This window comes from Streptomyces sp. NPDC059169 (assembly GCF_042755225.1).
In the GTDB taxonomy this organism is placed as follows: domain Bacteria; phylum Actinomycetota; class Actinomycetes; order Streptomycetales; family Streptomycetaceae; genus Streptomyces.
The window spans coordinates 81,025-102,079 of record NZ_JBHZCF010000016.1; the positions used below are offsets into that span (position 1 = coordinate 81,025).

Genomic DNA, 21,055 nt, shown 5'->3' on the forward strand with positions numbered 1-21,055 from the left:
CCAGCGGCGCCGCAGCACCGAATATGACCCGAGCTGACCGATCCGGCTAGAGCTACGGATCAGAAGGTTGCAGGTTCGAATCCTGCCGAGTGCACAGCATGCCAGAGGCCCTCAGGAGAGATCCTGAGGGCCTCTGTCGTATGTCGTTGACCCGAACCGGTCCTACTCGGTCTCGCCGCCCTCGCCATCCGAGGACGCGTCAAACGTGGCAATTAACGCACGCGGTACCCGCCTACTGTGGCGGTCTCCGCTGGCGGCTACGCCCGTGTCGTGTGGTTGAAGCCGAGGGAGGTCAATCCGTCGGCCTGGCACAGCCGGTCAGAGGGGCCGCCGACCTCGGTCTGGAGGAGTTGGTAGGCAGCACCGTGGGACTGGCCCCAGTGCATCGCCGCCCGCCACAGGATGCGTCCCAGGCCCTGGCCTCGGCCCTCGGGGAGGACGGCGAAGTACTGGGGCATGAGCTGGGGGCGTCCAATGGCGTCGGGCTGGATCTCCATGGGGCCGATCGCGCCCACGATGCGGTCCTCGACGGCGGTGGCGAGAACCGGGCTGCACCGGCCAGCCTGCATCTGGGCGTGGAGGAAGGCCAGACCATCGCCCGTCATGGCCTCGGCGAACGGGGCGAAGGTCTCCTGCACGGCAGCCGACCAGGCGGTGACGGGCCGGACCGGGCCGTCCGGGGCGGGGCAGGGGCGGGCGGTGAAGTCCTTCAGCTGGATGCGGGTGCCGCGCGGGTGTGCGGTCTCGGGACCGAGAGGGCGTACGACCCGGGCGTTGACCAGATCGTGCCTGGAGGCGAGCTTCGCGGCCAGCTCGGCGGCTTCCTCCACGACACTGTCGCGGAGCCCGTAGGCGAAGACCTTCACAGTGCTGCGTCCGCGCCGGGTCAGGGTGGGGATGAGGGTGTGCTCGGGCTGGTGGACCACGTCCTCGCGGAGGACTTTCTCGTCCTTCTCGCCACCCCAGCGCCGGTCCTTGTCATAGGGCAGGAAGTCCCCGGTGCCAGCCGCTCGCAGGACGTCCTCGAACATGCTGACGGTCAGGGCGGTGGGGTGGATGGGACCGAGAGTGGGCACGATCGGCGCGGTCAGTTGGTGCCGGAGCCAGTCCCAGCGGAAGAACATGAGCGGCACCCTAGCGGTGGAACGGGCAGGGCTCAGGCCCCGACGCGAGTACGCCGGGGCCTGAACGGAGTTGACCGGATCGTGTCGGTCAGTGGGGGTTGTCGTCCCCGGCGTCGCAGGAGCACTCCGCGCTCTCCACGATCACGTCGAGGTCCTGGACGGCGGTGATCGACGCGGTCGCGACGGGCGGGGCCGCGCGGCGGGCCGAGGACGTCGGGCCGGGGAGGATGGTCACCGGTACGGGCGGGGTCATGAGGCGTTCTCCTTGTCTCCGTGCTGGCAGTAGCTGTGCAGCGGCGCCTTGGCCTCCTGGTAATGCTTGGCCAGGGGGCGGCAGACCCGGCAGGTGCCGGACAGGGCGCAGCCCTCGCACCCACCGGTGCGAAGCATGAGGCGGTCGGCGATGGCGCCGAGCCGGGTGAGGCCGTCGATGCCTTCGGCCATGAGGTCGATTTGGTCGTCGCGGCCGACCTTGCAGATCGAGACCTTGGCGTGCGGGTCGGCGTGGAAGAAGGTGTGTCCCGCGTTGCAGCCGGCGAACGGCTTGCGCTGCCGCAGGTGGGCGGCGGACTGGGCGAGCAGCGGCTCTCCGCCGCCGTAGATCGTGGGCGTCATGTTCGTGTACGCGTGGTTCTCGACGCTCCACTCGTCGGCCAGGGCGGCCATGTCGTCGGCCTCGGAAGCGTTGTCCTCGGTCACCACGACGTTGATCCGCAGCGGCAGGCCCGCCTCACGGGCGGCGTCCATGCCGCGCCGGAACGCCTTCCACGCCCCGCGGCGCTGGGTGAGCGTGTCGAAGGACTCCTCACTCGCCCCGTACATGCTGACCACCAGGCGGTACGGCGGGCATCCCGGAAGAGCTTGAGGAGGTCCGGCTGCCAGAGCAGCGAGCCGTTGGTGGAGATGGTGAGCATCATCCCGGCCTGCCAGGCGTACCGGTAGGCGCCCTGGAAGTGGGGGTCCATGGTGGGCTCGCCGCCGGTGATCTGGAGCCAGAGGACGCCGGCTTCGCGCATGATGTCGAGCAGCCGCACCTTGTCCTCCCAGCCGAGGCCGGAGAAGGGCCGCTCACCGAGGTAGCAGTGCTTGCAGCCGAAGTTGCAGCCGAGGTTGATCTCCCAGGACGCCCGGCAGTAGCCGTACGGGGACGGCTCACGCGCCAGCACCGTGGCCTGTGCGGGTCGGCTGCCCAAGTCCAGGTCCCACAGGTCGGCGGCGGTCTGCACCGCCCAGGCGGGAAGCGACTCACCGTCGGTGGCGGCCTGGCGCAGGCCCTCGTAATGGTCGGCGGAGATTCGGGCGCCGGCCCTTGCTCCCGGCTTGAGGAGAAGGTGCCCGTCGAGGAACGGGGAGGCGATCAGAGCGTGGGCCATCGGTGGCCCTCCTTCCGGATCACGGAGCGGGACAGCACACGGGACTCCTGGCGGCCGGCGCGGCAGTGGATCTCGCCAAGCCCGTTGCAGGTGCCGCAGGTTCTGCCGGACGAATTGGCTCCGCTGCCACCGCAGTCCCCGCACTGTTCGTTGCGAGGCGAGCGAGGGCGCCGGCACTTGTGCGGGCTCGCGATCAGCTGGTGCACGAGACCTCCTCCAGGGCGTCTTCCCAGGTGTGCTGCTTGGCGTGGTCGGCGAACAGACAGCAGCCCTCACCGTCGGGCCCCGGGGCGGCCACCGGGCAGTCCGGCAGCACGACGAGTTCCGCCTCGTCCGTCCCGTGCCAGTGGAGCCACAGCGCGGTCCCGTACGCGCAGGTGTCGGTGAGGAGACCGAAGTGCTCACCCTGGTCGTGCGCGGACAGCTGGCACTGCACCGCCCTGTCGATGTACTTGGCGGCCGACTTCCGCCGTGCTTCCCGTGCCAGGTCGAGGGGCACCCGGCGCCAGTGCGTGCACCGCATCACGACACCATCCGGAAGGACGCAACGGCGTTCCGAGCCTGCTGCGAGCACCGGGGACAGTCGCAGGGCGGATAGCGGCCCGGGTTCTCCGGGACCCCCGGATCCTCGCCCACGCGTACCTCCGTGAGAGGCCCCCACGTCTGGCCGGAGTCGCGGGAGACCCGCAACGTCATCCGTACGTCGTCCTGTCCGTTCGCCATAGTCAGGAGCATCGCGATCCACGGGCCCGGCCAGAAAGGCCAAGCGGATTACCCAACTTGGGTAACATCAATCTCGGTTGGCCAAGTGCAGCGATCCGTAGTCCTCATGCCGGAGCGTGCCCGATGCCCGAGCCATCTCGCTCGAAGGAACTCCCGGTCAGCCTGCTCACGGACCCAGTGATGATTGAGGCATGCCAGGCCAGAGACTTCGGCCGCATCTTTCAGCTGGTCAAGGCACGAGCAGGCATCTATCCGTCGATGATCGCGCGCCGCTGCGACCTGACCCCGAGCCGCGTGGGCGAGGTAATCGCCGGACGGCGACAACTGCTGCACATGGACGTGATCGAACGGATCTCTGACGGGCTGCGCATCCCCGGGCACATGCTCGGACTTGCCCGACGCTCCTGGGAGACGCCGCCCAGCCTGACGGTCACGCCCCGCGAACCGGCCGAGGTGCCGACCTCAGCCGTCGAACCACTGGCCGCCGGACTACCGGGGACGGACGTCGACAGCATCCTCGCCCTGGCGGCCGAGCGGGATCTCAGCGCCTCGACGCTGGACGCGCTGCATTCGTCGATCGCGGACTACTGGCGCCGGGACGACGAGCACGGTGGCGAGACCTTACGGCCAGCGGTCGTCGGCCAGCTCCGCTACGTCGTCGATCTCCTCAAGGAGCAACGTCCGGATCCTCTGCGGGACGGCCTGCACAGCATCGCGGCCGAGCTGGCCCGGCTCACCGGATGGACCTACTTCGACGCCCGCCAGTACAACCAGGCACGCGCCTACTTCACCGAATCCCTCGGTCTGGCCAAGGCCATCGACGACCGCCAGTTCATGGCCAACGTCCTCGCCTGCATGAGCCTCCAGGCCACCTACCAGGACAAGCCTGGCGACGCCCTCGCACTCGTCACGGCCGCCCAGGACCAGGCCCGAGCGGCCGCGGGGACGACACCGCGCGTGCTGGCCATGCTCGCGATGCGCGAAGCCTTCGCCCACGCGACCCTTGGCAACCACGGCGCGACTCACACCGCGATCTCGGAAGCCCACACCCAGTTCGGGCGGATCAGCACAGGTGATCCGGACCCGGCCTGGGTCGCCTACTTCGACGAGCCAAAGCTGATCGTGGACACCGGCATCGCACACGGCCGCCTGGGCGAAGCCGCCCTCGCCGAACCCCTCATCGCGGACGCTCTCCGCCGAGAACACCAGTCGAACCACCGAGGCCGCGCCTTCCACGCCTTCTGGCTCGCCCGCACCCAGCTCCAGCGCGGCAAACTCGACGAGGCGTGCCACACGGCCATGGACGCCCTGGCCCCGGCGGCGGCCGTCAGCTCGCAACGGGTCGCCGGCCACCTCCGGGAGTTCTACGAGCAGCTGGAGCCCTTCCGGCGGGAACCGGCTGCGGTGGCGTTCGAGACCCGACTCCGGGAAGTGCTGCCCCGCCAGATCAGCGGATCGCCTCGTCCATGAGCACGTAGAGCAGCCCGACCAGGGAGCCGCTGCTGACGATCTCGCGGCGGTCGATCATGCCCCGCACGTCGGCCAGCGGGATCCACTCGATCCGGTCCGACTCGTTCTTCTCGGTCGGCGGACCCTCGTACGTCGCTCCGTCGGCCCGGAAGACGTGGTGCTGGGAGTCGGTGATGCCGTTGGCTGGCTCGGCGTAGATCAGCGGCTTGATCGGGCCGGGCCGCCAGCCGGTCTCCTCCAGAACCTCACGGGCCGCCGCCTCGGCCGGCGTCTCACCCTCTTCGACCAGGCCCATGGGAAGCTCCCACGCCCAGGCGTTCGTGATGAAGCGGTGCCGCCACATCATCAGCACCTCGCGCCGCTCGTTGACCACGGCGGCCACGGCCAGGTGCCGGAGCTTGACGACGTGGTGCTCCCAGCGGTTTCCGTCCGGCGTTTCGACGTCGGTGAGCCACAGGTTCACCCAGCTGTTCTCGTAGATCGGACGTTCACCGTGGATCTTCCACTGCATCGCTGCGGCCCCTCTCGATCGACCTCCAGCATCGCAGAACGAACCTCGAAGGCAGCAGAGTTCGGCGACTTAGCGTCGATCTGACAAATAGGGGTGGCGCCCGTCCCCCGCAACGCTCGGTGGCACAGGTTCGTCGTGTGCTGACTGTTCCTGTACGGCTTCGGCGACCTTGGCTTTGGTCACCTCACCGGGAGAGGTGTCTGATGAATGACACTTCCTCCCGGTTACGGTCCAATCTCAGGTCGCGCGCCGTCGCTATCCCTGCGCTGACGGGAATGCGGCGACTCGATGAGATCCTCCAACTCAAACAGAGTGGGCTCCCGCTGATGCTCGAAGCGGCAGCGACTAGACGGCCACGAGGACACCGCTCATGCCGTTGTGATCATCCGGCCCGTTGTCATCAGCTCGCAGGGCATCCCCGACGCGGTCGAACGCGGAGCGCCGGGAGTCGAGCCGGACGAAGGTGTAGATGTCCATGGTCACGCGGATGGAGCTGTGGCCCAGGACTCCCTTGATCATTCGAGCGTCGGTGCCCTGCTCGCTTGGGGCGTTGGGTGTGGGCCCTGTCGTGGCGGACCTGGGCGGCGAGGAGTTGTTGGCCGGGGCGGTAGCCGCTGCAGAGGTAGGCCCAGGAGGAGGTGGTGACGAGAGTGGTGGTCCCGTCGGTGGTGCGGGTGCGGGTGCGGGTGCGGGTGCGGGGCGGCTTGGGCGGGGCGTACGTCGCGGAGCGCGCCGGGGCGGGGTGGAGTTGCGGGTCCAGCGGGGTGCCGGGTTCGGGAGCGTATTCGGTGTGGTTGTCGCCGCAGGCGCACCGATCTCTCGCTCCATGGCAGCTCCACCCCAAAGCCACCCCACCGACCTTCGCTGTACGGTACCCCTGTGGGGGGCTGCAGTGCTTGATCAGAACGAGAACGACGACGCCGACTACAGGTCGGCTGTGAGACGCACACGGATCATGATGGCGATCGCCTTGGTCGTCGCCCTGTTGGTGATCGGGATCGGCGTCGTCGCCATCCTCGGTGTATCGCTGTTCTTGGACCTGCTCGAGATGCTCAGTCGGTAGCCGTGCCCCATCAAGCGGGAGACCACCGGGGCCAGTAGTCGTCACCAAGCAGCGGCAGCACAGCGGCCCCCGAGAATCCGCCTCATCCCGCAGGGGCTTTGTCGTGTCGTACGGCAACGCGGTACACCGGCAGCCCGGTCCCGCCCCAGTGTCGGCGTGCCCACCGATCAGGGGGAGGTTCCCATCGCCGACCACATGCGCACCAGCCTGGTCGCCGACGCCCTCCACATGGCGGCCCGGACCCGCGGCGGTCTGGACGGTTCCGTCCTCCACTGCGACCACGGAGCCCACCACGGCTCCAGGGCCTTCGCCGACCTCTGCGACCAGCTGAAGGTCACCCGGTCCATGGGCGCCGTCGGCAGCAGCGCGGACAACGCCGCCTGCGAAAGCTTCCACGCGTCCCTCGAACGCGAGACCCTCCAGGCCGCCCGCGACTACGGCGGCCCCGCCGGCTGCAGGAACAGGGTTTTCGCCTGGCTGACCCGCTACAACACCCGCCGCCGGCACTCCGCCAACAGCCACCTCAGCCCCAACGAATACGAACGCCGACACCACACCGCCAAGCTCACGCTCGCCGCGTGATCAAAGACGTGTGTCCACCATCACGGGGGAAGGCCCGCCCAAGACTGCATGTGCTGATGACAGCTGCGTGCCCGGTTCGTGCTCGATGGGAGAGGAACGGGGGAGCCGCGGGGTAACAAGGCGATGCAGCCACCGTCACGGAGGTCGGCGCCCGTCCAGGTCAGCAGGAGTGGGCGTACGGGGCCCTCCCGGCTCCGGACGTGGAAAACAGCAGACCAGGGGCCCTGTGGAGAGATCCACAGGGCCCTTGGCTCATGCCTTGGCGACGGTGTTTGACGACAGCCGCTTCAGAAGGCGACGAGTGGTGCTCTGGCCGGGCGCTGCTTGAAGGAGCGGAGATCCCTACGCCCGGCGGAGCGTGTGCGTCAGACCGTTGCGGCCAGCCAGCCGACGGTCTCGGTGGCGTGCTTCCCGTCGCTCTTGGTGGCGCCGGCGTACACCTCGTTCAGGCGGATGAGGAAGCCCGTGTTGGTGACGTCATGGACGCGGATCCCCGGCGTCTCCGGGCCGTTGAAGGTCTGGGTCAGCGGGAGGACGACCACATTGGAACCCGCCGGGAACGGGGTGGGGAACGTGACGCGCGTGAACGTCGAGGTGTTGCCGCCGCTCGTCTCGATCGGGTTGTCAGACCTCAGGTCGATCTTGCCGGTCTGGATGAAGCTCATTGTCGACTTCCTTCATGTCAGAGATGGTGGTGCTTTGGCCGTCTCCAGCAGCCAACGGGATGTTCGTCACCAAATCGGCCCTCTATGCCGAAGTCCCGCAAACGAGTGGTCGCCTTTAGGACAGCGGAAGGCTGTGTGCTTCGTGGCTGGTCCACGGAGCAAAGGCGTTTGGACAGCAACGAGGGCGCCCGCCGCGCCGTCGACATCGTCCGGATCTTTGCCATCACCTCTCAGCGCGTCCCTGACACGATGACGGCTGTTGCTCCGGCAGGCCTCCGTAACTCCCCCTGGTCAACGGTTTGGTGGTGGAGGAGCGGTAGCGCGGTCAACTCGGCGGGGCGATCGTGGGTCAGCCGCCCTGCCCTGTGACCACGGACTTCGAAGCCGCTCTCTCCCCAGGCCCAGCGACCAGCCCTCGGGGCTTGGGCGCTCGGCCCCGCAGCACCGGATGGCCCCAGGCAAGCGTCCTGTGGACGGCTGTACGAGAAGTGCGTCCGCGTGCAACCGTCCGGCTCGCGTTCATCCCGCCCCGGCGCGCTCCTTCGCCGATGCCTGCCGGGGCGTCTGGCCGTCCAGGTGGACCACCACGCTGGTGTGGAAGCGGTGCACGGCTTTGTCAATGCTCCGGATGAAGCCGGATTCGGCGTTTCCCCGACCGCTTCCCAGCTCTCGACCACGTCCAGCGCGCGCGGGTCGCCGTGGCACAGGGTTTCATCGTCGATTCCGTTGCGTACGGGAACCCAGACCGCCCCCATGTTCTGGAAGCCGTGGCAGCCGGAGTTCTCGTGGCGTAGGTAGTGCAGCACTTCCTGGAGTAGCCAGGCATGAGCCTTGTCCCCCACGCCTCGTGCCGGTGGACCGGTCGGGGCGGGCTGCGGGAGCCTGGGAGGGGTCGGCTCCCTTCGCCGTCGCGCGTCGTGCGAGTGATCGGCCCGACCTCGTGGGAAGGACTTCGCAGATGAGCAGCGGTCGCTGGCAGTGCCGGGGCATGGGGTGGGTCCCGGGCGGTGGCGCGGTGCTGCGCTGGGAGCGGGCCGGGGAGCGCCGCCGTAGCCCGCTCGTGCTCGGGCAGCGGATCGGCTTCCGTGCGGTCGGCGCCCGTAGCTGCCTCGGTGCGCGGGGCAACGCCTGTCCAGTCGCAGCGGTCGTACCAGGCCGGAGCACGGGAGGACTCTGCCCCGAGTGCGCCCGGCTGGAGCGCGTCCACTCGGTGGCGGCCGACACCGTCGCCGACGACCCGCGGCCGTACCGGGTGTACCTGGCGTGGTTCGGGCCCGGTTTGGTGAAGGTGGGGATCACCGCGGAGGAACGCGGCGCGGCGCGGCTGCTGGAGCAGGGGGCGGTGGTGTTCGGCTGGCTGGGGCGCGGGCCGCTGATGGCGGCGCGGCGTACCGAGGAGCTGCTGCGCGCGGCCTTGGGCGTGCCGGACCGCATCCCGTACGGGCAGAAGCGTGTGGTGCGGGCGATGCTGACGGGGACGGCGGCGGACCGTGCCGTGGAGGTCACGGAGTTGTACGCGCGGGCCGTGGCACTCGCACAGTGGCCCGAGGCGCTGGAGCGGGTCGAGCTCGACGTGGTGGACCACGTCGGGGTGTTCGGGCTGGAGGGGCTTCCCGCGGCCTCGGGAGTGGTGCGCGCACTGGAGGACGGCGGGACGGTCGCCGGCCGGGTCATCGCTGCCGCCGGTCCTGACCTGCACCTGATCGCCCCCGGCGGACGGGTGGTCGTCGTCGACACTCGTGTGATGGCAGGGTGGCAGCTCGTGGCCGCGGCGGACGGGGCCGCCGTGACGGTTCCGGTCGACGAGCTGCCGCGCGGCGTGCAGGACGGCCTCTTCTGATCGCACGAGCGGCGTGCCGCGGGCGACGGTAAAGACTTCGATCCCTTTGGGCCGGGAACCTGGACACCGCATCGATGCACGTCGGAGGGTGTTCGACATGAGCGATCACCTCGTGGCGGGGCTCGAACCGCCCTATTTCACCGTTGTGTTCACCTCCCATCTCCGGCCGGACCCCGACGGCTGCGCCGGGACCGCCCGGCGGATGCGCGAGCTGGTCGAGGAGGTGCCCGGTTTCCTCGGGCACGAGGCGGCCCGCGCACCGGGCGGCTTCGGCATCACCGTCGGCTACTGCCGCGACGAGGAGCCGGTCGCCGCCGGGCAACGGAACCAGCACCGGCGGGCCCGGCGGCGTGGCCGCGCCGCTGGGTACGAGCGGTACAGCGTCCACGGGGGCAAGGTCGAGCGGAGCTGTGGCTTTGAGCGGGCGTGACGGTGCTCCGGGTGGCAGCGCGTCGCACGGCGCATCGGGTACCGGTACAGCGCGTGGTGGTGCGGGTCACGGCGGCGTCCCTGATGGTGCCGTCCGCGGTGATGCCGCCCCGAGCAGTGCCCCGTGCGCCGGCGGGCACGACGACGAAGCGGTACGTGGCCCTGCGGTGGAGGAAGGAGAAGGAGGCGGTGAGGCCGTAGCGGTCCGCGCGTTCTGGCAGCGGCTGGGGCTGCCCGGCCTCATCGACGTCCACACGCACTTCATGCCCGAGCAGGTGCTCGACAAGGTGTGGGCCTACTTCGACTCCGCCGGGCCGCTGACCGGCATGGAGTGGCCCATCACCTACCGCGAGGAGGAATCGCGGCGCCTTGCGTTGCTGCGCGGGTTCGGGGTGCGGGCCTTCACGGCGTTGCTCTACCCGCACAAGCCAGGGATGGCGGACTGGCTCAACGGTTGGGCGGCGGACTTCGCCTCCCGCACGCCCGACTGTCTGCACACGGCGACGCTGTATCCCGAGGAGGGTGCGGAGCGCTACGTGCGCCTGGCGGTCGAGAACGGGGCGCGGATCTTCAAGTCGCACGTGCAGGTCGGGGCGTACGACCCCAACGAAGCGCTGCTCGACCCGGTGTGGGGGCTGCTCGCCGATGCGGGGATCCCGATCGTGATGCACTGCGGTTCCGGGCCGGCACCCGGCAAGTACACCGGCCCCGGGCCCGTCGGCCGCCTCCTCGCCCGCCACCCCCGGCTGCCGCTGATCGTGGCCCACATGGGAATGCCGGAGTACACGGACTTCCTTGACCTCGCGGAGCGGTACCCGCAGGTGCGGTTGGACACGACGGTGGCGTTCACGGACTTCAGCGAGCGGCTCTGCCCCTTCCCGGCGGCCGAACGGGCGCGGCTCGCCGACCTGGAGGAACGGGTGCTGCTCGGGACCGACTTCCCCAACATCCCGTACCCCTACCTGCATCAGTTGGAGGCCCTGGAGCGGCTCGAGTTGGGGGACGACTGGCTGCGGGCCGTCTGCTACGGCAACGGTGCGCGGCTCTTCCTCTGACGTCCACGGGCAGGTGCGGCGATGCCGCGCTCCGTTCGAGGCAACGCCCCGCGGGTCTCCCGCGCAGTTCTCAGGCAATTCACAGGAAAGGGAAAGGAGGCTCTCACGGCACGGGCCCACAGTGGTGCCATGCCGACGACGACACCACAGGGACGTACCGCACTGCTCAGGCCGGACGGTGGTCCGGTCCGCGTCCTCGTCGTGGACGACGAGGCATCCCTCACCGAGCTGCTGTCCATGGCGCTGCGCTACGAGGGCTGGGAGGTGCGCAGCGCCGCCGACGGCGCGGGGGCGGTGCACGCGGGGCGCACCTTCAGGCCCGACGTGGTGGTCCTGGACGTGATGCTTCCCGACATGGACGGCCTCGCGGTGCTCGGCAAGCTGCGGATCGAACTCCCCGACGTGCCGGTGCTGTTCCTCACCGCGAGGGACGCCGTCGAGGACCGCATCGCGGGGCTGACGGCGGGCGGCGACGACTACGTCACGAAACCGTTCAGCCTGGAGGAGGTCGTGGCGCGGCTGCGCGGGCTGATCCGACGCTCCGGCGCGGCCACTGCGCGCAGCGAGTCGCTGCTGGTGGTCGGCGATCTCACCCTCGACGAGGACAGCCACGAGGTGACCAGGGACGGGGTCGGCATCCACCTCACCGCCACCGAGTTCGAGCTGTTGCGCTATCTCATGCGCAACCCGCGGCGTGTGCTGAGCAAGGCGCAGATCCTCGATCGGGTGTGGTCGTACGATTTCGGCGGCCAGGCGAACGTCGTCGAGCTGTACATCTCCTACCTGCGGCGGAAGATCGACGCGGGGCGCTCTCCGATGATCCACACCCGACGTGGCGCGGGTTATCTGATCAAGCCCGGTGAGTGAGGCCTCGAGGATGTGGCGGCGCTCGGACGCGGGGCGCGGACCCCGGGGGACGGACCAAGGGGCCCCGGGGTCGGTCGGTGAGGGCTCCACGGCGGTGCGCCAGCGGAGTCGGACGCACCGCGGAGGCTCCGTGGCGCGGCGCAGGCGGCCGGCGGTAGGCCGCAGGTGGTCGCTGCGGACCCGGCTGGTGGTCTCCGCGGTGGCGCTGATCGCGGTGGTCGCCGCGGTCATCGGGGCCGTGACGACGCTCGCCCTGCGGGACTCGCTCCACGAGCAACTGGACCAGCAGTTGCACGAGTTGTCCCTCCGCGCGTCCGGCCCGCCGCCCGACGCAGTCGGTGCTCCGCCGCGGAAGGCGGGTGACCCGCTGCGGTTCGTCATCGGGGCCGGCGCGCCCGTCGGCACGGTGGGCGCAGAGGTGACCGGCTCGGGGACCCTCGGTCGCGGGGTGGTCTCCGCCCAGAGGGTGACGGACGGCTTGGGGCCGGAGGTCACGGGGCGCGCGCTGTCGGAGGCGGACCGGGCGGCGGTGGCGGCCGCCCCCCGCGACGGGGAGCCGCACACCGTGGAGCTGCCCGGGCTGGGGGACTACCGCGTCGTGTACGCGGACGGCGGCAAGGGCACGTTCCTGGTGGGCCTCCCGCTGGACAAGGTGCAGTCCACCGTCGGCGAACTCGTCGTCGTCGAGGTCTGCGTGACCGGCGCGGGTCTGGTCGCCGCGGGCCTGGCGGGCGGGTCGCTCGTGGGCATCGCGCTGCGGCCGTTGCGGCGGGTCGCGGCGACCGCCACGCGCGTTTCCGAACTCCCGCTGCACAGCGGCGAAGTGGCTTTGCACGAGCGGGTTCCCGATGCTGAGGCCGATCCCCGCACGGAGGTCGGACAGGTCGGGGCCGCGCTCAACCGGATGCTCGACCATGTGCATGCGGCGCTGCACGCGCGGCAGGAGAGCGAGACGCGGGTGCGGCAGTTCGTCGCGGACGCCAGCCACGAGCTGCGCACTCCGCTCGCATCGATCCGCGGTTACGCCGAGCTGCCGCGCCGCAGCCAGGAGCGGACCGGGCCGGACACCCGGCATGCGTTGGGACGGATCGAATCCGAGGCGACCCGGATGACGGGGCTGGTGGAGGACCTGCTGCTGTTGGCGCGACTCGACGCTGGACGGCCGCTCTCGTACGAGAGCACCGATCTCTCACCGCTCGTCGTGGACGCCGTGAGCGACGCCCGGATCGCCGGCCCCGACCACGTGTGGCGTCTGGAGTTGCCCGACGAGCCGGCGACGGTGCTGGCCGACCCCGCACGGCTCCAGCAGGTCCTGGTCAATCTGCTCGCCAACGCCCGTACGCACACGCCCGCCGGGACGACGGTGACGGCACGGGTGCGACCGCTCGACCGCGGTACGGCCGTCGTCCTGGAGGTGTGTGACGACGGTCCCGGCATCCCTCCCGACGTGCTGCCGCACGCCTTCGAGCGCTTCGCCCGCGGCGACGCGTCACGGTCCCGGCACGCCGGGAGCACCGGCCTGGGGCTGGCGATCGTGCAAGCCGTCGTCGCGGCGCACGGTGGGAGCGTGGCCGTGGAGAGCGTGCCCGGACGCACGGTGTTCTCCGTCCGGTTGCCGCTGGCACCCTACGCCTCCGGCCCCGGCCTGACCGAAGGCTCCGCGCCCCCGGTCGAGGAGGCCGGGCGGACCGACGACGGCGGCGGTCCATCAGGGGCGCACGGCCGGGCCGGCGCCGGGCCCGCCGGACACCGGCGCGTCGCGTCCGATCGGGGTCGGTCCGCGTCCGGGTTGAGCGTGTCCGCCGGGCCGGGTACGTCTGCGTTCGATCCGAGCGCCAGTGATGCCCTTCGCCCCGTCGTCGGAAGGGCGGTGGCCGTTCCGGGACTGCGGAGGTCGGCTGAGGTCCGCGCAGCAGAGGGGGGCGACCCGGCTCGGGACGACTGAGCCGGTCCCGCGACTCGGAGCGGCCGGCCCTCGACGGGCACGGACCGGCGGGGCGCTCCCGGGCACGGGCGCCTCCGGGCTCGTCCGGAGGCCGGCCGCTCGCGCGCCGCCCGCCCCGTGACGGGGTTGCCACGGGGCGGTCCGCCGGCCCGCTGAACGCTACGGCCGGCACGGTGGTGCGCGCTCCGGCGGGCGTGGCGCGGGGCGGTTCACCATGCGCTGGGAGGGATCCCTCGCGCTGGGCGGAATCCCGCGCGCGTCCCCGTGCGCCACGGGTGCGGGCGGGGCGAGCCGAGTCGGCACATCCCGCTGTTCCGGCGATCGAGCCCGGAACACCGTGGGCCGGTCGGGACCGGGAGCCCCGGGACCTGCGCGTCGGTGCCGGCCGGCAGACCCGGAACTGACTCGGCCCCGGCCTCGCACTCGGTCCCTGACTCGGGCTCGGGCTCGGCCCCTGACCCGGCCTCGGATGCGGACCCGTCGCCGTGCGGGTCCGCCCGCTCGTCCCGTCGCCGGGCAGGCCGCGAGGGGCTCCGCCCCGCCCATCGCCCACCGCTGGCGGCGAGAGGTCCTCGGCGCCGTGTTTCCGGCTCCGTTTCCCCCTGGCCCCGTTCCGCCGGCCCCGTTTCCGCTGGCGCCGTGTTTCCGGCGCGTGCATCCTCCGACGCAGTGTTCCTGGTGAACACCTCCGCCCCGGACGACGTGGCTTCTTGAACGCGCCCCCGGAGCACGTGCCCCACCCGTCCAGGGCCGTACGCCCGCGGCCCGCGCAGTGGCCGCGGAGAACGTTCCGTTCGGCGGGCGTAGTTCACAGGCAGCGCACAGGCGCACCACACAGCCGTGACAGCCGCCGAGGCCAGAGTCTGTGTCATGCGAACCGACATTGCACCGGGCACCCTGCCGGCACGGGAGCACCTGCCCGTCGGCATGGCGGGCACTCCCGTACTCGACGTGGTGATTCCCGTCTACAACGAGGAGAAGGACCTGGAGCCGTGCGTGCGGCGGCTCCACGACCACCTCGCGCGTACGTTTCCTTACCCCTTCCGCATCACCGTCGCGGACAACGCGAGCACCGACCACACGCCCCGCGTGGCGGCCGCGCTCGAAGCCTCGATCCCCGGGGTACGGGCGTACCGGCTGGAGGAGAAGGGACGCGGGCGGGCGCTGCGAGCGGTGTGGGCGGCCTCCGACGCACCGGTCCTGGCGTACATGGACGTCGACCTGTCCACCGACCTCAACGCACTGCTCCCCCTGGTCGCGCCGCTGATCTCCGGCCATTCGGACCTCGCGATCGGATCGCGGCTGGCGCGGTCGTCCCGTGTGGTGCGCGGCACGAAGCGGGAGTTCATCTCACGGGCCTACAACCTCATCCTGCGTTCCTCGCTCGCGGCCAAGTTCTCCGACGCACAGTGCGGGTTCAAGGCGATCCGGCGAGACGTGGCGGTGCGGCTGCTGCCGATGGTCGAGGACACGGGCTGGTTCTTCGACACCGAGCTGTTGGTGCTCGCCGAGCGTGCCGGGCTGCGCATCCACGAGGTCCCGGTGGACTGGGTCGACGACCCGGACTCCACCGTGCACATCGTGCGGACGGCGGTCGACGACCTCAAGGGCGTCTGGCGGGTGGGGCGGGCCCTGGCGGTCGGCGCGCTGCCGCTGGACCGGCTGGCGCGGCCCTTCGGCGACGACCCGAGGGACCGGGGGATCCACGGCGTACCGGGTGGACTGGCCCGCCAGCTGGTCGGATTCTGCGTGGTCGGCGCGCTCTCGACGCTCTTCTACCTGCTGCTGTACTCGGCCTTCCGTATCGGGCTCGGACCGCAGACCGCCAACGCGGCCGCGCTGCTCGTCTCGGCCGTCGCCAACACGGCCGCCAATCGCAGGCTGACGTTCGGGGTGCGCGGCCGGACGCGTGCCGTGCGCCACCAGGCCCAGGGGCTCGTCGTGTTCGCCATCGGACTGGCCTTGACGAGCGGTTCGCTGGCGGCGCTCGCCGCCGCCTCCGGCAGCCCGGCCCACTCCACGGAACTCGCCGTCCTGATCGTCGCGAACCTCGCCGCGACGGTGCTGCGCTTCCTGCTGTTCCGCCTCTGGGTCTTCCCCGACCAGCGGGAGGACCCGGGCACGGCACAGGGGCGGGGTGCTCCGGGCGGCAGCGAGCCGACCCTGCGGTCGAGCGCCGTGCCGTCCGACGGCGGGGTGCCCCCGACGGGCCCGTGAACGACGGCCCGCACCTGCGAGCGAGCCCCCGTAGCGAGCCGACCCACGACGAACCCGTGCGTGGACGAGGCCGTGCCACGGGCGGGCCCGCCCGTGCACGAACCCTCGCTCGAAGAACCCCCGATGAACGATCCGCACTGCCTGAACTCGACGACGGGAAACCGACGATGACCACGACGCCCCACCATCACGACGAGGGCCTGCGCGCCGTCGGGCCCGCGGAGACGCCTTCCGCGGGGCTCGGCCGCACGCCGTCCCGGCCCTCTTTCGACGCGTCGCCACCCCCGGGCGGCGGTCGGGCCCGCCTGTGGCGCGGGCGGCCGGAGGACCCGGCGTGGGCGCGGCCCGCCCTGTTCGCGCTGCTGGTGGTCACCGGTCTGGCGTACCTGTACGACCTCGGTGCGTCCGGGTACGCCAACTCCTTCTACTCCGCGGCGGCCCAGGCCGGGAGCGAGAGCTGGAAGGCCTTCTTCTTCGGTTCGTCCGACGCCGCGAACTCCATCACGGTCGACAAACCTCCGGCTGCGCTCTGGCCCATGGCGCTGTCCGTGCGACTGTTCGGGCTCGGTTCCTGGCAGATCCTCCTGCCCGAGGTGCTGATGGGCGTGGCGACGGTGGGAGTGCTGTACGCGGCGGTGCGGCGGCGGTTCAGCCCCGCAGCCGGGCTGATCGCCGGGGCGGTGCTCGCCGTCACGCCGGTGGCCGCGCTGATGTTCCGGTTCAACAACCCGGACGCGCTGCTGGCGTTGCTGATGACCGTCGCCGTCTACTGCGTGCTGCGTGCGCTGGAGGGCGCCCGCACGCAGTGGCTGGTGTGGGCGGGCGTCGCGATCGGCTTCGCGTTCCTGACCAAGACCCTGCAGGCGTTCCTGATCCTGCCGGTGCTCGCGCTGGTGTACGCCGTGTGCGCGCCGACGACGCTGCGGCGTCGCCTCGGGCAACTCGCCCTCGCGGGAATCGCGTTGATCGTCTCCGCCGGCTGGTGGGTGGCGATCGTCGAGCTGTGGCCCGCTTCTTCGCGTCCCTACATCGGCGGTTCGCAGAGCAACAGCTTCCTGGAGCTGACCTTCGGCTACAACGGTCTCGGTCGGATCAACGGCAACGAGACCGGCAGCGTGGGCGGTGGCGGCGGTGGTGGGCGTCCGGGCGGCTGGGGCGAGACCGGTATCGGCCGGATGTTCGGCGACACCATCGGGGGCCAGATCTCCTGGCTGCTGCCCGCGGCGCTCATCCTGCTGGTGGCGGGGCTCGTCGTCACCTGGCGGACGGGGGACGGTGTCCCGGGGCGGAGGTCCTGGGAGCGGTCCGACACGGCCAGGGCCGCGTTCCTGGTGTGGGGTGGCTCGCTGCTGATGACCCTCGCCGTCTTCAGCTTCATGGCTGGGATCTTCCACGAGTACTACACGGTGGCGCTGGCCCCGTACATCGCGGCGCTCGTCGGCATGGGGGCCACGGTGTTGTGGGAGGAGAGGGCGCACTTCGCCGTGCGTGCGGTGCTGGGCGGTGCGGTCGCGGTCACGGCGGTCTGGGCGTACGTGCTGCTGGGCCGCACGGAGGACTTCGTGCCGTGGCTCTCTCCCGCGGTACTGGTGGCCGGGCTGGTGGCCGCGGCCGGACTGCTCTTCGCGGGACGGCTCGGGCGCCGGCTCGCGCTAGGAGCGGTGGGGCTCGGGCTGGCCGCGTCGCTTGCCGGGCCCGTGGCGTACACCCTTTCCACGCTCAGCACCGGTCATCAGGGTTCGCTCGTGACGGCGGGGCCTGCTTCACTGCGCGGTCGCCCGGGAGACGGCCAGGGTGGTCCGGGCGGTCCCGGTGGTCCAGGCGGCCAGGGCGGCCAGGGTGGCCAGGCGGGTCCGGGAGGTGGCCGGATGGTGCCGCCGGGTCAGACGGGTGGTCAGCCGGGCCAGGGCGGTGGTCCGTCCGGGCAGGGCGGCCAGCCCGGTCGGGGCATGGGTGCCGGAGGGGTTCCGCAGGGTGGCGGGATGCCGGGCATGGGCCCGCAGGGCAAGGGTCAGCTGCCGGGTACGGGCCGAGGCCAGGGTCAACAGCCGGGTCAGGGTCAGGGGCAGGGCCGTGAGGGCGGCGGGCGCGGCATGGGCGGCCTGTTGAGCGGCGCGAACGTCAGCGCGGCGGCGAAGGCCAAGCTGATGGAGAACGCCTCCGACTACACCTGGGTCGCCGCCGCCATCGGTTCCCAGAACGCCGCGAGCTACCAGCTCGCCACCGAGCAACCGGTCATGCCGGTCGGCGGCTTCAACGGCAGTGACCCCTCGCCGACCCTGGCCAGGTTCAAGCAGTACGTCGCTGCGGGGGAGATCCACTACTTCATTGCCGGCGGCACCGGTATGCCCGGCCGGAGCGGCGGTACCAGCAGTCAGATCTCCAGCTGGGTCGAGGAAAACTTCCAGCAGGTCACAGTGGGTGGAGCCACCTTGTACGACCTCACCGACCCGAAATAATCCCCTACGACGTAGGCAAATCCTTATACGGTGTACGGTGCTCGCTCCCGTACACCGTATAAGGAGTTTCATGACGGCGCAGACCGCCGATGCCCGACCCGACGCCGCCCCGACCAGCGGTGGCGGCCACCCGCAGCGATGGCTGATCCTCGCCGTCATCTGCACGGCCCAACTCACCGTGCTGCTCGACAACACCGTCCTCAACGTCGCGATCCCCTCGCTCACCCGGTCACTCCACGCCTCCACGGCCGAGATCCAGTGGATGATCACCGCGTACTCGCTGGTCCAGTCGGGCCTGCTGCTCACCGCGGGCAGCGCGGCCGACCGGTACGGCCGCAAGAAACTGCTCATCGCCGGCCTCGCCCTGTTCGGGCTCGGCTCGCTGGCCGCCGGACTCGCCCGGGACGCAGGTCAGTTGATCGCCGCCCGCGCGGGGATGGGCGTCGGCGGCGCGCTGCTGATGACCACCACGCTCGCCGTCGTCATGCAGATCTTCGAGCAGAAGGAGCGGGTGAAGGCGATCGCCCTGTGGAGCACCGTCGCCTCGCTCGGCTTCGCCTCGGGACCGCTCATCGGCGGTGCCATACTCGACCACTTCTGGTGGGGCATGATCTTCCTGGTCAACCTCCCCGTGGCGCTCGTCGCACTGGTCGCCGTGGTGAAGCTCGTCCCCGAGTCGAAGGCGCCGCGGGGCGACCGGCCCGATCTGCTCGGGGCGTTGCTCTCCACGATCGGGATGACGGCCCTCGTCTACGCCATCATCACCGGGCCCGAGCACGGTTGGCTCTCCGCGCAGGCCCTGGCCCCGGCCGTCGTCGGTGCCGCGGTCCTCGCCGCCTTCGTGCTGTGGGAGCTGCGTGCCCCGCACCCGATGCTGGACATGCACTTCTTCCAGAACCAGCGGTTCGTCGGTGCGGTCGCAGGCGCGCTGCTCGTCGTCTTCGGCATGAGCGGCTCGATCTTCCTGCTGACCCAGCACCTCCAGTTCGTGCTGGGGTACGAGCCCCTGGAAGCCGGTCTGCGCATGGCCCCGTTCGCGCTCACCGTCGTCGTGCTGAACGTCAGCGGCCTCGGCCCGAAGGCGGTGGCCAAGCTCGGCACCCCGCTCACCGTCCTCGTCGGCATGGCTCTCGTGTCCGGCGGCCTGGCGGCGATCGCCCTGCTCGGCGGCGGCACCGACGGGGCCTACGGCGGGATGCTGCTCGGTCTGATCCTGATGGGTTCCGGTGTCGCGGTGTCGCAGCCGGCCATGGCCAACGCCCTCATGAGCGCGATCCCCGTGGAGAAGGCGGGTGTGGGCGCCGGCATCAACGGCACGCTGGCCGAGTTCGGCAACGGGCTCGGTGTCGCGGTCCTCGGGGCCGTGCTCAACTCCCGCTTCGCCTCGCTCGTCGCCGTGTCGTCCGCCTCCCTCCCGGCGGCGCTCGCCGCGGCAGGAGGAACCGCGGAGGAGGCCCGCATCGCCGACGCGTTCGCCTCCAGCCTGCAGACCAGTCAACTGGTCGGCTCGGCGGCGGTGCTGGCGGGTGGCCTGCTGGCCGCGGTGCTCCTCCGCCGGGCGGAGCGGGCAGACTCTGTGCAGGCCGCCGCATAGCATCGGGGCAGGCCGCCTGGCGGGCCGGAGCGCTTCCGGCCCGTGCGTACCGGCGCGAGCGAGGAGGAGATCCATGGTGCCGGCAGCCGACCGCACGAAGCGTCCACCGGTGACCAGCGTGTGGCTCGAGAACAAGGCTCGGCGGGCCCGCAAGGCCGACCAGCCTTCCGGACTCGACCGCGAGAAGATCACCGCCGTGACGGTGCGGATGCTCGACGCGGACGGACTGTCCAAGCTCTCCATGAGGCGGCTCGCCGGGGAGATCGGCGTGACCGCGATGTCGGTCTACTGGTACGTCGACACCAAGGACGAACTGCTGGAGCTCGCCCTGGACGCGGTCTTCGGCGAACTTCGCCTGCCGGATCCGGACGCGGACGGTACGGACTGGCGCGACCAACTGCGCGAACTCGCCGACGAGTACCGGGGACTGATCGTCGCCCACCCGTGGGCGTCCTCGCTGATCGGCACGTACCTGAACGTCGGACCGAACGCGGTGGCCTTCGCGACCGTGGTGCAGAAGGTCGTCCGGAACACGGGGCTGCCGCTGAACTGGCAGGCGGCGGCCCTGCACGCGGTCTTCCAGTTCGTCTACGGCGTGGCAACCGTCGAGGGCCAGTTCCGCAAGCGCTGCGCGGACGCGGGGATGACGCCGGACGAGTACTACGAGGGCGCCATGGGAGCCACCCGGGGGGCGGTTGCCCTCGACGAGCTGCTCCAGCACGCCGAGGAGGTCATGAAGGCCCGTGGTGGGGGCACCGTGGACGAGATGCTCGAGCGGGACTTCCGGTTCGCCCTCGACATCGTGATCGCAGGGATCGAGACGATGGTGGCCAAGCACGGGACGTGAGACCCGTGCGCCCGCCCAGGAACCGCGGGGCCGCGCCGGCCGGGTGCCGGGCCCGACCACGGGCGGGCAGCACGGCGGGCCCGGGGCGTCAGCGCGAGGTGCGGGCCCCGGGGCGTCGGGCCGCTCCGCCGGACCGGCCGTCCTTGCGCGCGGTGTCCCCTCGCCGCCTCGGCGCGTCCGGGCAACCGGTACCGGTCCTGGACGGCTTCACCGTCCGTCGGAGCGGGAAGGGTCCGGGGGATCTCGATCCGGGCGGCGTTTTCCGTGAACCGTCCGGGCGACAGGGGAGTG

At 71.1% G+C, this 21,055-nt stretch carries 18 protein-coding genes and 2 pseudogenes; 12 read left to right on the forward strand and 8 right to left on the reverse strand.

Features of this window, described 5'->3' with window-relative positions; all coding sequences use genetic code 11:
• Nucleotides 1-257: 257 nt before the first annotated feature.
• The 4 genes and pseudogenes from ACFXOM_RS26680 to ACFXOM_RS26695 form a co-directional block, all read right to left on the reverse strand.
• Complete coding sequence (locus tag ACFXOM_RS26680; RefSeq protein WP_385039600.1) at nucleotides 258-1,124, reverse strand: GNAT family N-acetyltransferase; 867 nt, start codon at nucleotides 1,122-1,124, stop codon at nucleotides 258-260.
• Nucleotides 1,125-1,212: 88 nt separating this feature from the next.
• A complete protein-coding gene (locus ACFXOM_RS26685; protein WP_384940734.1) occupies nucleotides 1,213-1,377 on the reverse strand; it encodes a hypothetical protein in 165 nt (54 codons plus the stop codon).
• Nucleotides 1,374-2,497, reverse strand: a pseudogene (locus tag ACFXOM_RS26690) (radical SAM protein). The gene ACFXOM_RS26685 and the pseudogene ACFXOM_RS26690 overlap by 4 nt, the downstream one beginning before the upstream one ends.
• Before the next feature lie 193 nt (nucleotides 2,498-2,690).
• Complete coding sequence (locus ACFXOM_RS26695; protein WP_385039603.1) at nucleotides 2,691-3,020, reverse strand: hypothetical protein; 330 nt, start codon at nucleotides 3,018-3,020, stop codon at nucleotides 2,691-2,693.
• Between the two features lie 323 nt (nucleotides 3,021-3,343).
• Here ACFXOM_RS26695 and ACFXOM_RS26700 point away from each other — a divergent pair, with 323 nt between their 5' ends.
• Complete coding sequence (locus ACFXOM_RS26700; RefSeq protein ID WP_384940740.1) at nucleotides 3,344-4,690, forward strand: hypothetical protein; 1,347 nt, start codon at nucleotides 3,344-3,346, stop codon at nucleotides 4,688-4,690.
• On the opposite strand, the gene ACFXOM_RS26705 is transcribed toward ACFXOM_RS26700, so the two are convergent.
• Together ACFXOM_RS26705 and ACFXOM_RS26710 are read right to left on the reverse strand one after the other, a co-directional pair.
• Nucleotides 4,668-5,201, reverse strand: coding sequence for an NUDIX hydrolase (locus ACFXOM_RS26705; protein ID WP_384940742.1), 534 nt, complete (start codon nucleotides 5,199-5,201; stop codon nucleotides 4,668-4,670). The genes ACFXOM_RS26700 and ACFXOM_RS26705 overlap by 23 nt on opposite strands.
• A 345-nt stretch (nucleotides 5,202-5,546) precedes the next feature.
• Nucleotides 5,547-5,720: a hypothetical protein gene (locus ACFXOM_RS26710; RefSeq protein ID WP_384940744.1), complete on the reverse strand. Its 174-nt coding sequence runs from the start codon at nucleotides 5,718-5,720 to the stop codon at nucleotides 5,547-5,549.
• 418 nt (nucleotides 5,721-6,138) lie between these two features.
• Between ACFXOM_RS26710 and ACFXOM_RS26715 the strand changes: the two genes are divergently transcribed.
• Nucleotides 6,139-6,264: a hypothetical protein gene (locus ACFXOM_RS26715; protein ID WP_384940746.1), complete on the forward strand. Its 126-nt coding sequence runs from the start codon at nucleotides 6,139-6,141 to the stop codon at nucleotides 6,262-6,264.
• Nucleotides 6,265-6,420: 156 nt separating this feature from the next.
• Nucleotides 6,421-6,846, forward strand: coding sequence for a transposase (locus tag ACFXOM_RS26720; protein WP_384940748.1), 426 nt, complete (start codon nucleotides 6,421-6,423; stop codon nucleotides 6,844-6,846).
• Between the two features lie 365 nt (nucleotides 6,847-7,211).
• On the opposite strand, the gene ACFXOM_RS26725 is transcribed toward ACFXOM_RS26720, so the two are convergent.
• Nucleotides 7,212-7,511, reverse strand: a complete 300-nt coding sequence (locus ACFXOM_RS26725; protein ID WP_384940750.1) for a hypothetical protein — start codon at nucleotides 7,509-7,511, stop codon at nucleotides 7,212-7,214.
• Between the two features lie 659 nt (nucleotides 7,512-8,170).
• Nucleotides 8,171-8,356: pseudogene (locus ACFXOM_RS26730) on the reverse strand (hypothetical protein); the annotation flags it as partial.
• 113 nt (nucleotides 8,357-8,469) lie between these two features.
• Here ACFXOM_RS26730 and ACFXOM_RS26735 point away from each other — a divergent pair.
• The 9 genes from ACFXOM_RS26735 to ACFXOM_RS26775 all read left to right on the forward strand — a co-directional run bounded on the left by ACFXOM_RS26735 (nucleotide 8,470) and on the right by ACFXOM_RS26775 (nucleotide 20,764).
• Nucleotides 8,470-9,351 carry a DUF2797 domain-containing protein gene (locus ACFXOM_RS26735; protein WP_384940751.1) on the forward strand — a complete coding sequence of 294 codons (882 nt, stop codon included), beginning with the start codon at nucleotides 8,470-8,472 and terminating at the stop codon, nucleotides 9,349-9,351.
• 97 nt (nucleotides 9,352-9,448) lie between these two features.
• Complete coding sequence (locus tag ACFXOM_RS26740) at nucleotides 9,449-9,781, forward strand: antibiotic biosynthesis monooxygenase family protein (RefSeq protein WP_384940753.1); 333 nt, start codon at nucleotides 9,449-9,451, stop codon at nucleotides 9,779-9,781.
• Nucleotides 9,782-9,947: 166 nt separating this feature from the next.
• Nucleotides 9,948-10,835, forward strand: a complete 888-nt coding sequence (locus ACFXOM_RS26745) for an amidohydrolase family protein (RefSeq protein WP_384940755.1) — start codon at nucleotides 9,948-9,950, stop codon at nucleotides 10,833-10,835.
• 129 nt (nucleotides 10,836-10,964) lie between these two features.
• Nucleotides 10,965-11,702 (forward strand): response regulator transcription factor, encoded by a 738-nt coding sequence (locus tag ACFXOM_RS26750; RefSeq protein ID WP_384940757.1) that lies wholly within the window; start codon nucleotides 10,965-10,967, stop codon nucleotides 11,700-11,702.
• 130 nt (nucleotides 11,703-11,832) lie between these two features.
• A complete protein-coding gene (locus tag ACFXOM_RS26755; RefSeq protein ID WP_385039606.1) occupies nucleotides 11,833-13,647 on the forward strand; it encodes a sensor histidine kinase in 1,815 nt (604 codons plus the stop codon).
• Between the two features lie 870 nt (nucleotides 13,648-14,517).
• Nucleotides 14,518-15,864, forward strand: coding sequence for a glycosyltransferase (locus ACFXOM_RS26760; RefSeq protein ID WP_384940761.1), 1,347 nt, complete (start codon nucleotides 14,518-14,520; stop codon nucleotides 15,862-15,864).
• Nucleotides 15,865-16,031: 167 nt separating this feature from the next.
• Nucleotides 16,032-18,323 (forward strand): glycosyltransferase family 39 protein, encoded by a 2,292-nt coding sequence (locus tag ACFXOM_RS26765; RefSeq protein ID WP_385039609.1) that lies wholly within the window; start codon nucleotides 16,032-16,034, stop codon nucleotides 18,321-18,323.
• Between the two features lie 70 nt (nucleotides 18,324-18,393).
• Nucleotides 18,394-19,917: an MFS transporter gene (locus ACFXOM_RS26770; protein WP_385039611.1), complete on the forward strand. Its 1,524-nt coding sequence runs from the start codon at nucleotides 18,394-18,396 to the stop codon at nucleotides 19,915-19,917.
• A gap of 73 nt (nucleotides 19,918-19,990) precedes the next feature.
• Nucleotides 19,991-20,764, forward strand: coding sequence for a TetR/AcrR family transcriptional regulator (locus tag ACFXOM_RS26775; protein WP_384940764.1), 774 nt, complete (start codon nucleotides 19,991-19,993; stop codon nucleotides 20,762-20,764).
• The last annotated feature ends 291 nt before the right edge of the window (nucleotides 20,765-21,055 follow it).

Bases quoted from the DNA above. Each gene is read 5' to 3' on its own strand.
- ACFXOM_RS26680 (WP_385039600.1), bottom strand. From the start codon at position 1,124: ATGTTCTTCCGCTGGGACTGGCTCCGGCACCAACTGACCGCGCCGATC.
- ACFXOM_RS26685 (WP_384940734.1), bottom strand. From the start codon at position 1,377: ATGACCCCGCCCGTACCGGTGACCATCCTCCCCGGCCCGACGTCCTCG.
- ACFXOM_RS26695 (WP_385039603.1), bottom strand. From the start codon at position 3,020: ATGCGGTGCACGCACTGGCGCCGGGTGCCCCTCGACCTGGCACGGGAA.
- ACFXOM_RS26700 (WP_384940740.1), top strand. From the start codon at position 3,344: ATGCCCGAGCCATCTCGCTCGAAGGAACTCCCGGTCAGCCTGCTCACG.
- ACFXOM_RS26705 (WP_384940742.1), bottom strand. From the start codon at position 5,201: ATGCAGTGGAAGATCCACGGTGAACGTCCGATCTACGAGAACAGCTGG.
- ACFXOM_RS26710 (WP_384940744.1), bottom strand. From the start codon at position 5,720: ATGATCAAGGGAGTCCTGGGCCACAGCTCCATCCGCGTGACCATGGAC.
- ACFXOM_RS26725 (WP_384940750.1), bottom strand. From the start codon at position 7,511: ATGAGCTTCATCCAGACCGGCAAGATCGACCTGAGGTCTGACAACCCG.
- ACFXOM_RS26735 (WP_384940751.1), top strand. From the start codon at position 8,470: ATGAGCAGCGGTCGCTGGCAGTGCCGGGGCATGGGGTGGGTCCCGGGC.
- ACFXOM_RS26740 (WP_384940753.1), top strand. From the start codon at position 9,449: ATGAGCGATCACCTCGTGGCGGGGCTCGAACCGCCCTATTTCACCGTT.
- ACFXOM_RS26750 (WP_384940757.1), top strand. From the start codon at position 10,965: ATGCCGACGACGACACCACAGGGACGTACCGCACTGCTCAGGCCGGAC.
- ACFXOM_RS26760 (WP_384940761.1), top strand. From the start codon at position 14,518: ATGCGAACCGACATTGCACCGGGCACCCTGCCGGCACGGGAGCACCTG.
- ACFXOM_RS26765 (WP_385039609.1), top strand. From the start codon at position 16,032: ATGACCACGACGCCCCACCATCACGACGAGGGCCTGCGCGCCGTCGGG.
- ACFXOM_RS26770 (WP_385039611.1), top strand. From the start codon at position 18,394: ATGACGGCGCAGACCGCCGATGCCCGACCCGACGCCGCCCCGACCAGC.
- ACFXOM_RS26775 (WP_384940764.1), top strand. From the start codon at position 19,991: ATGGTGCCGGCAGCCGACCGCACGAAGCGTCCACCGGTGACCAGCGTG.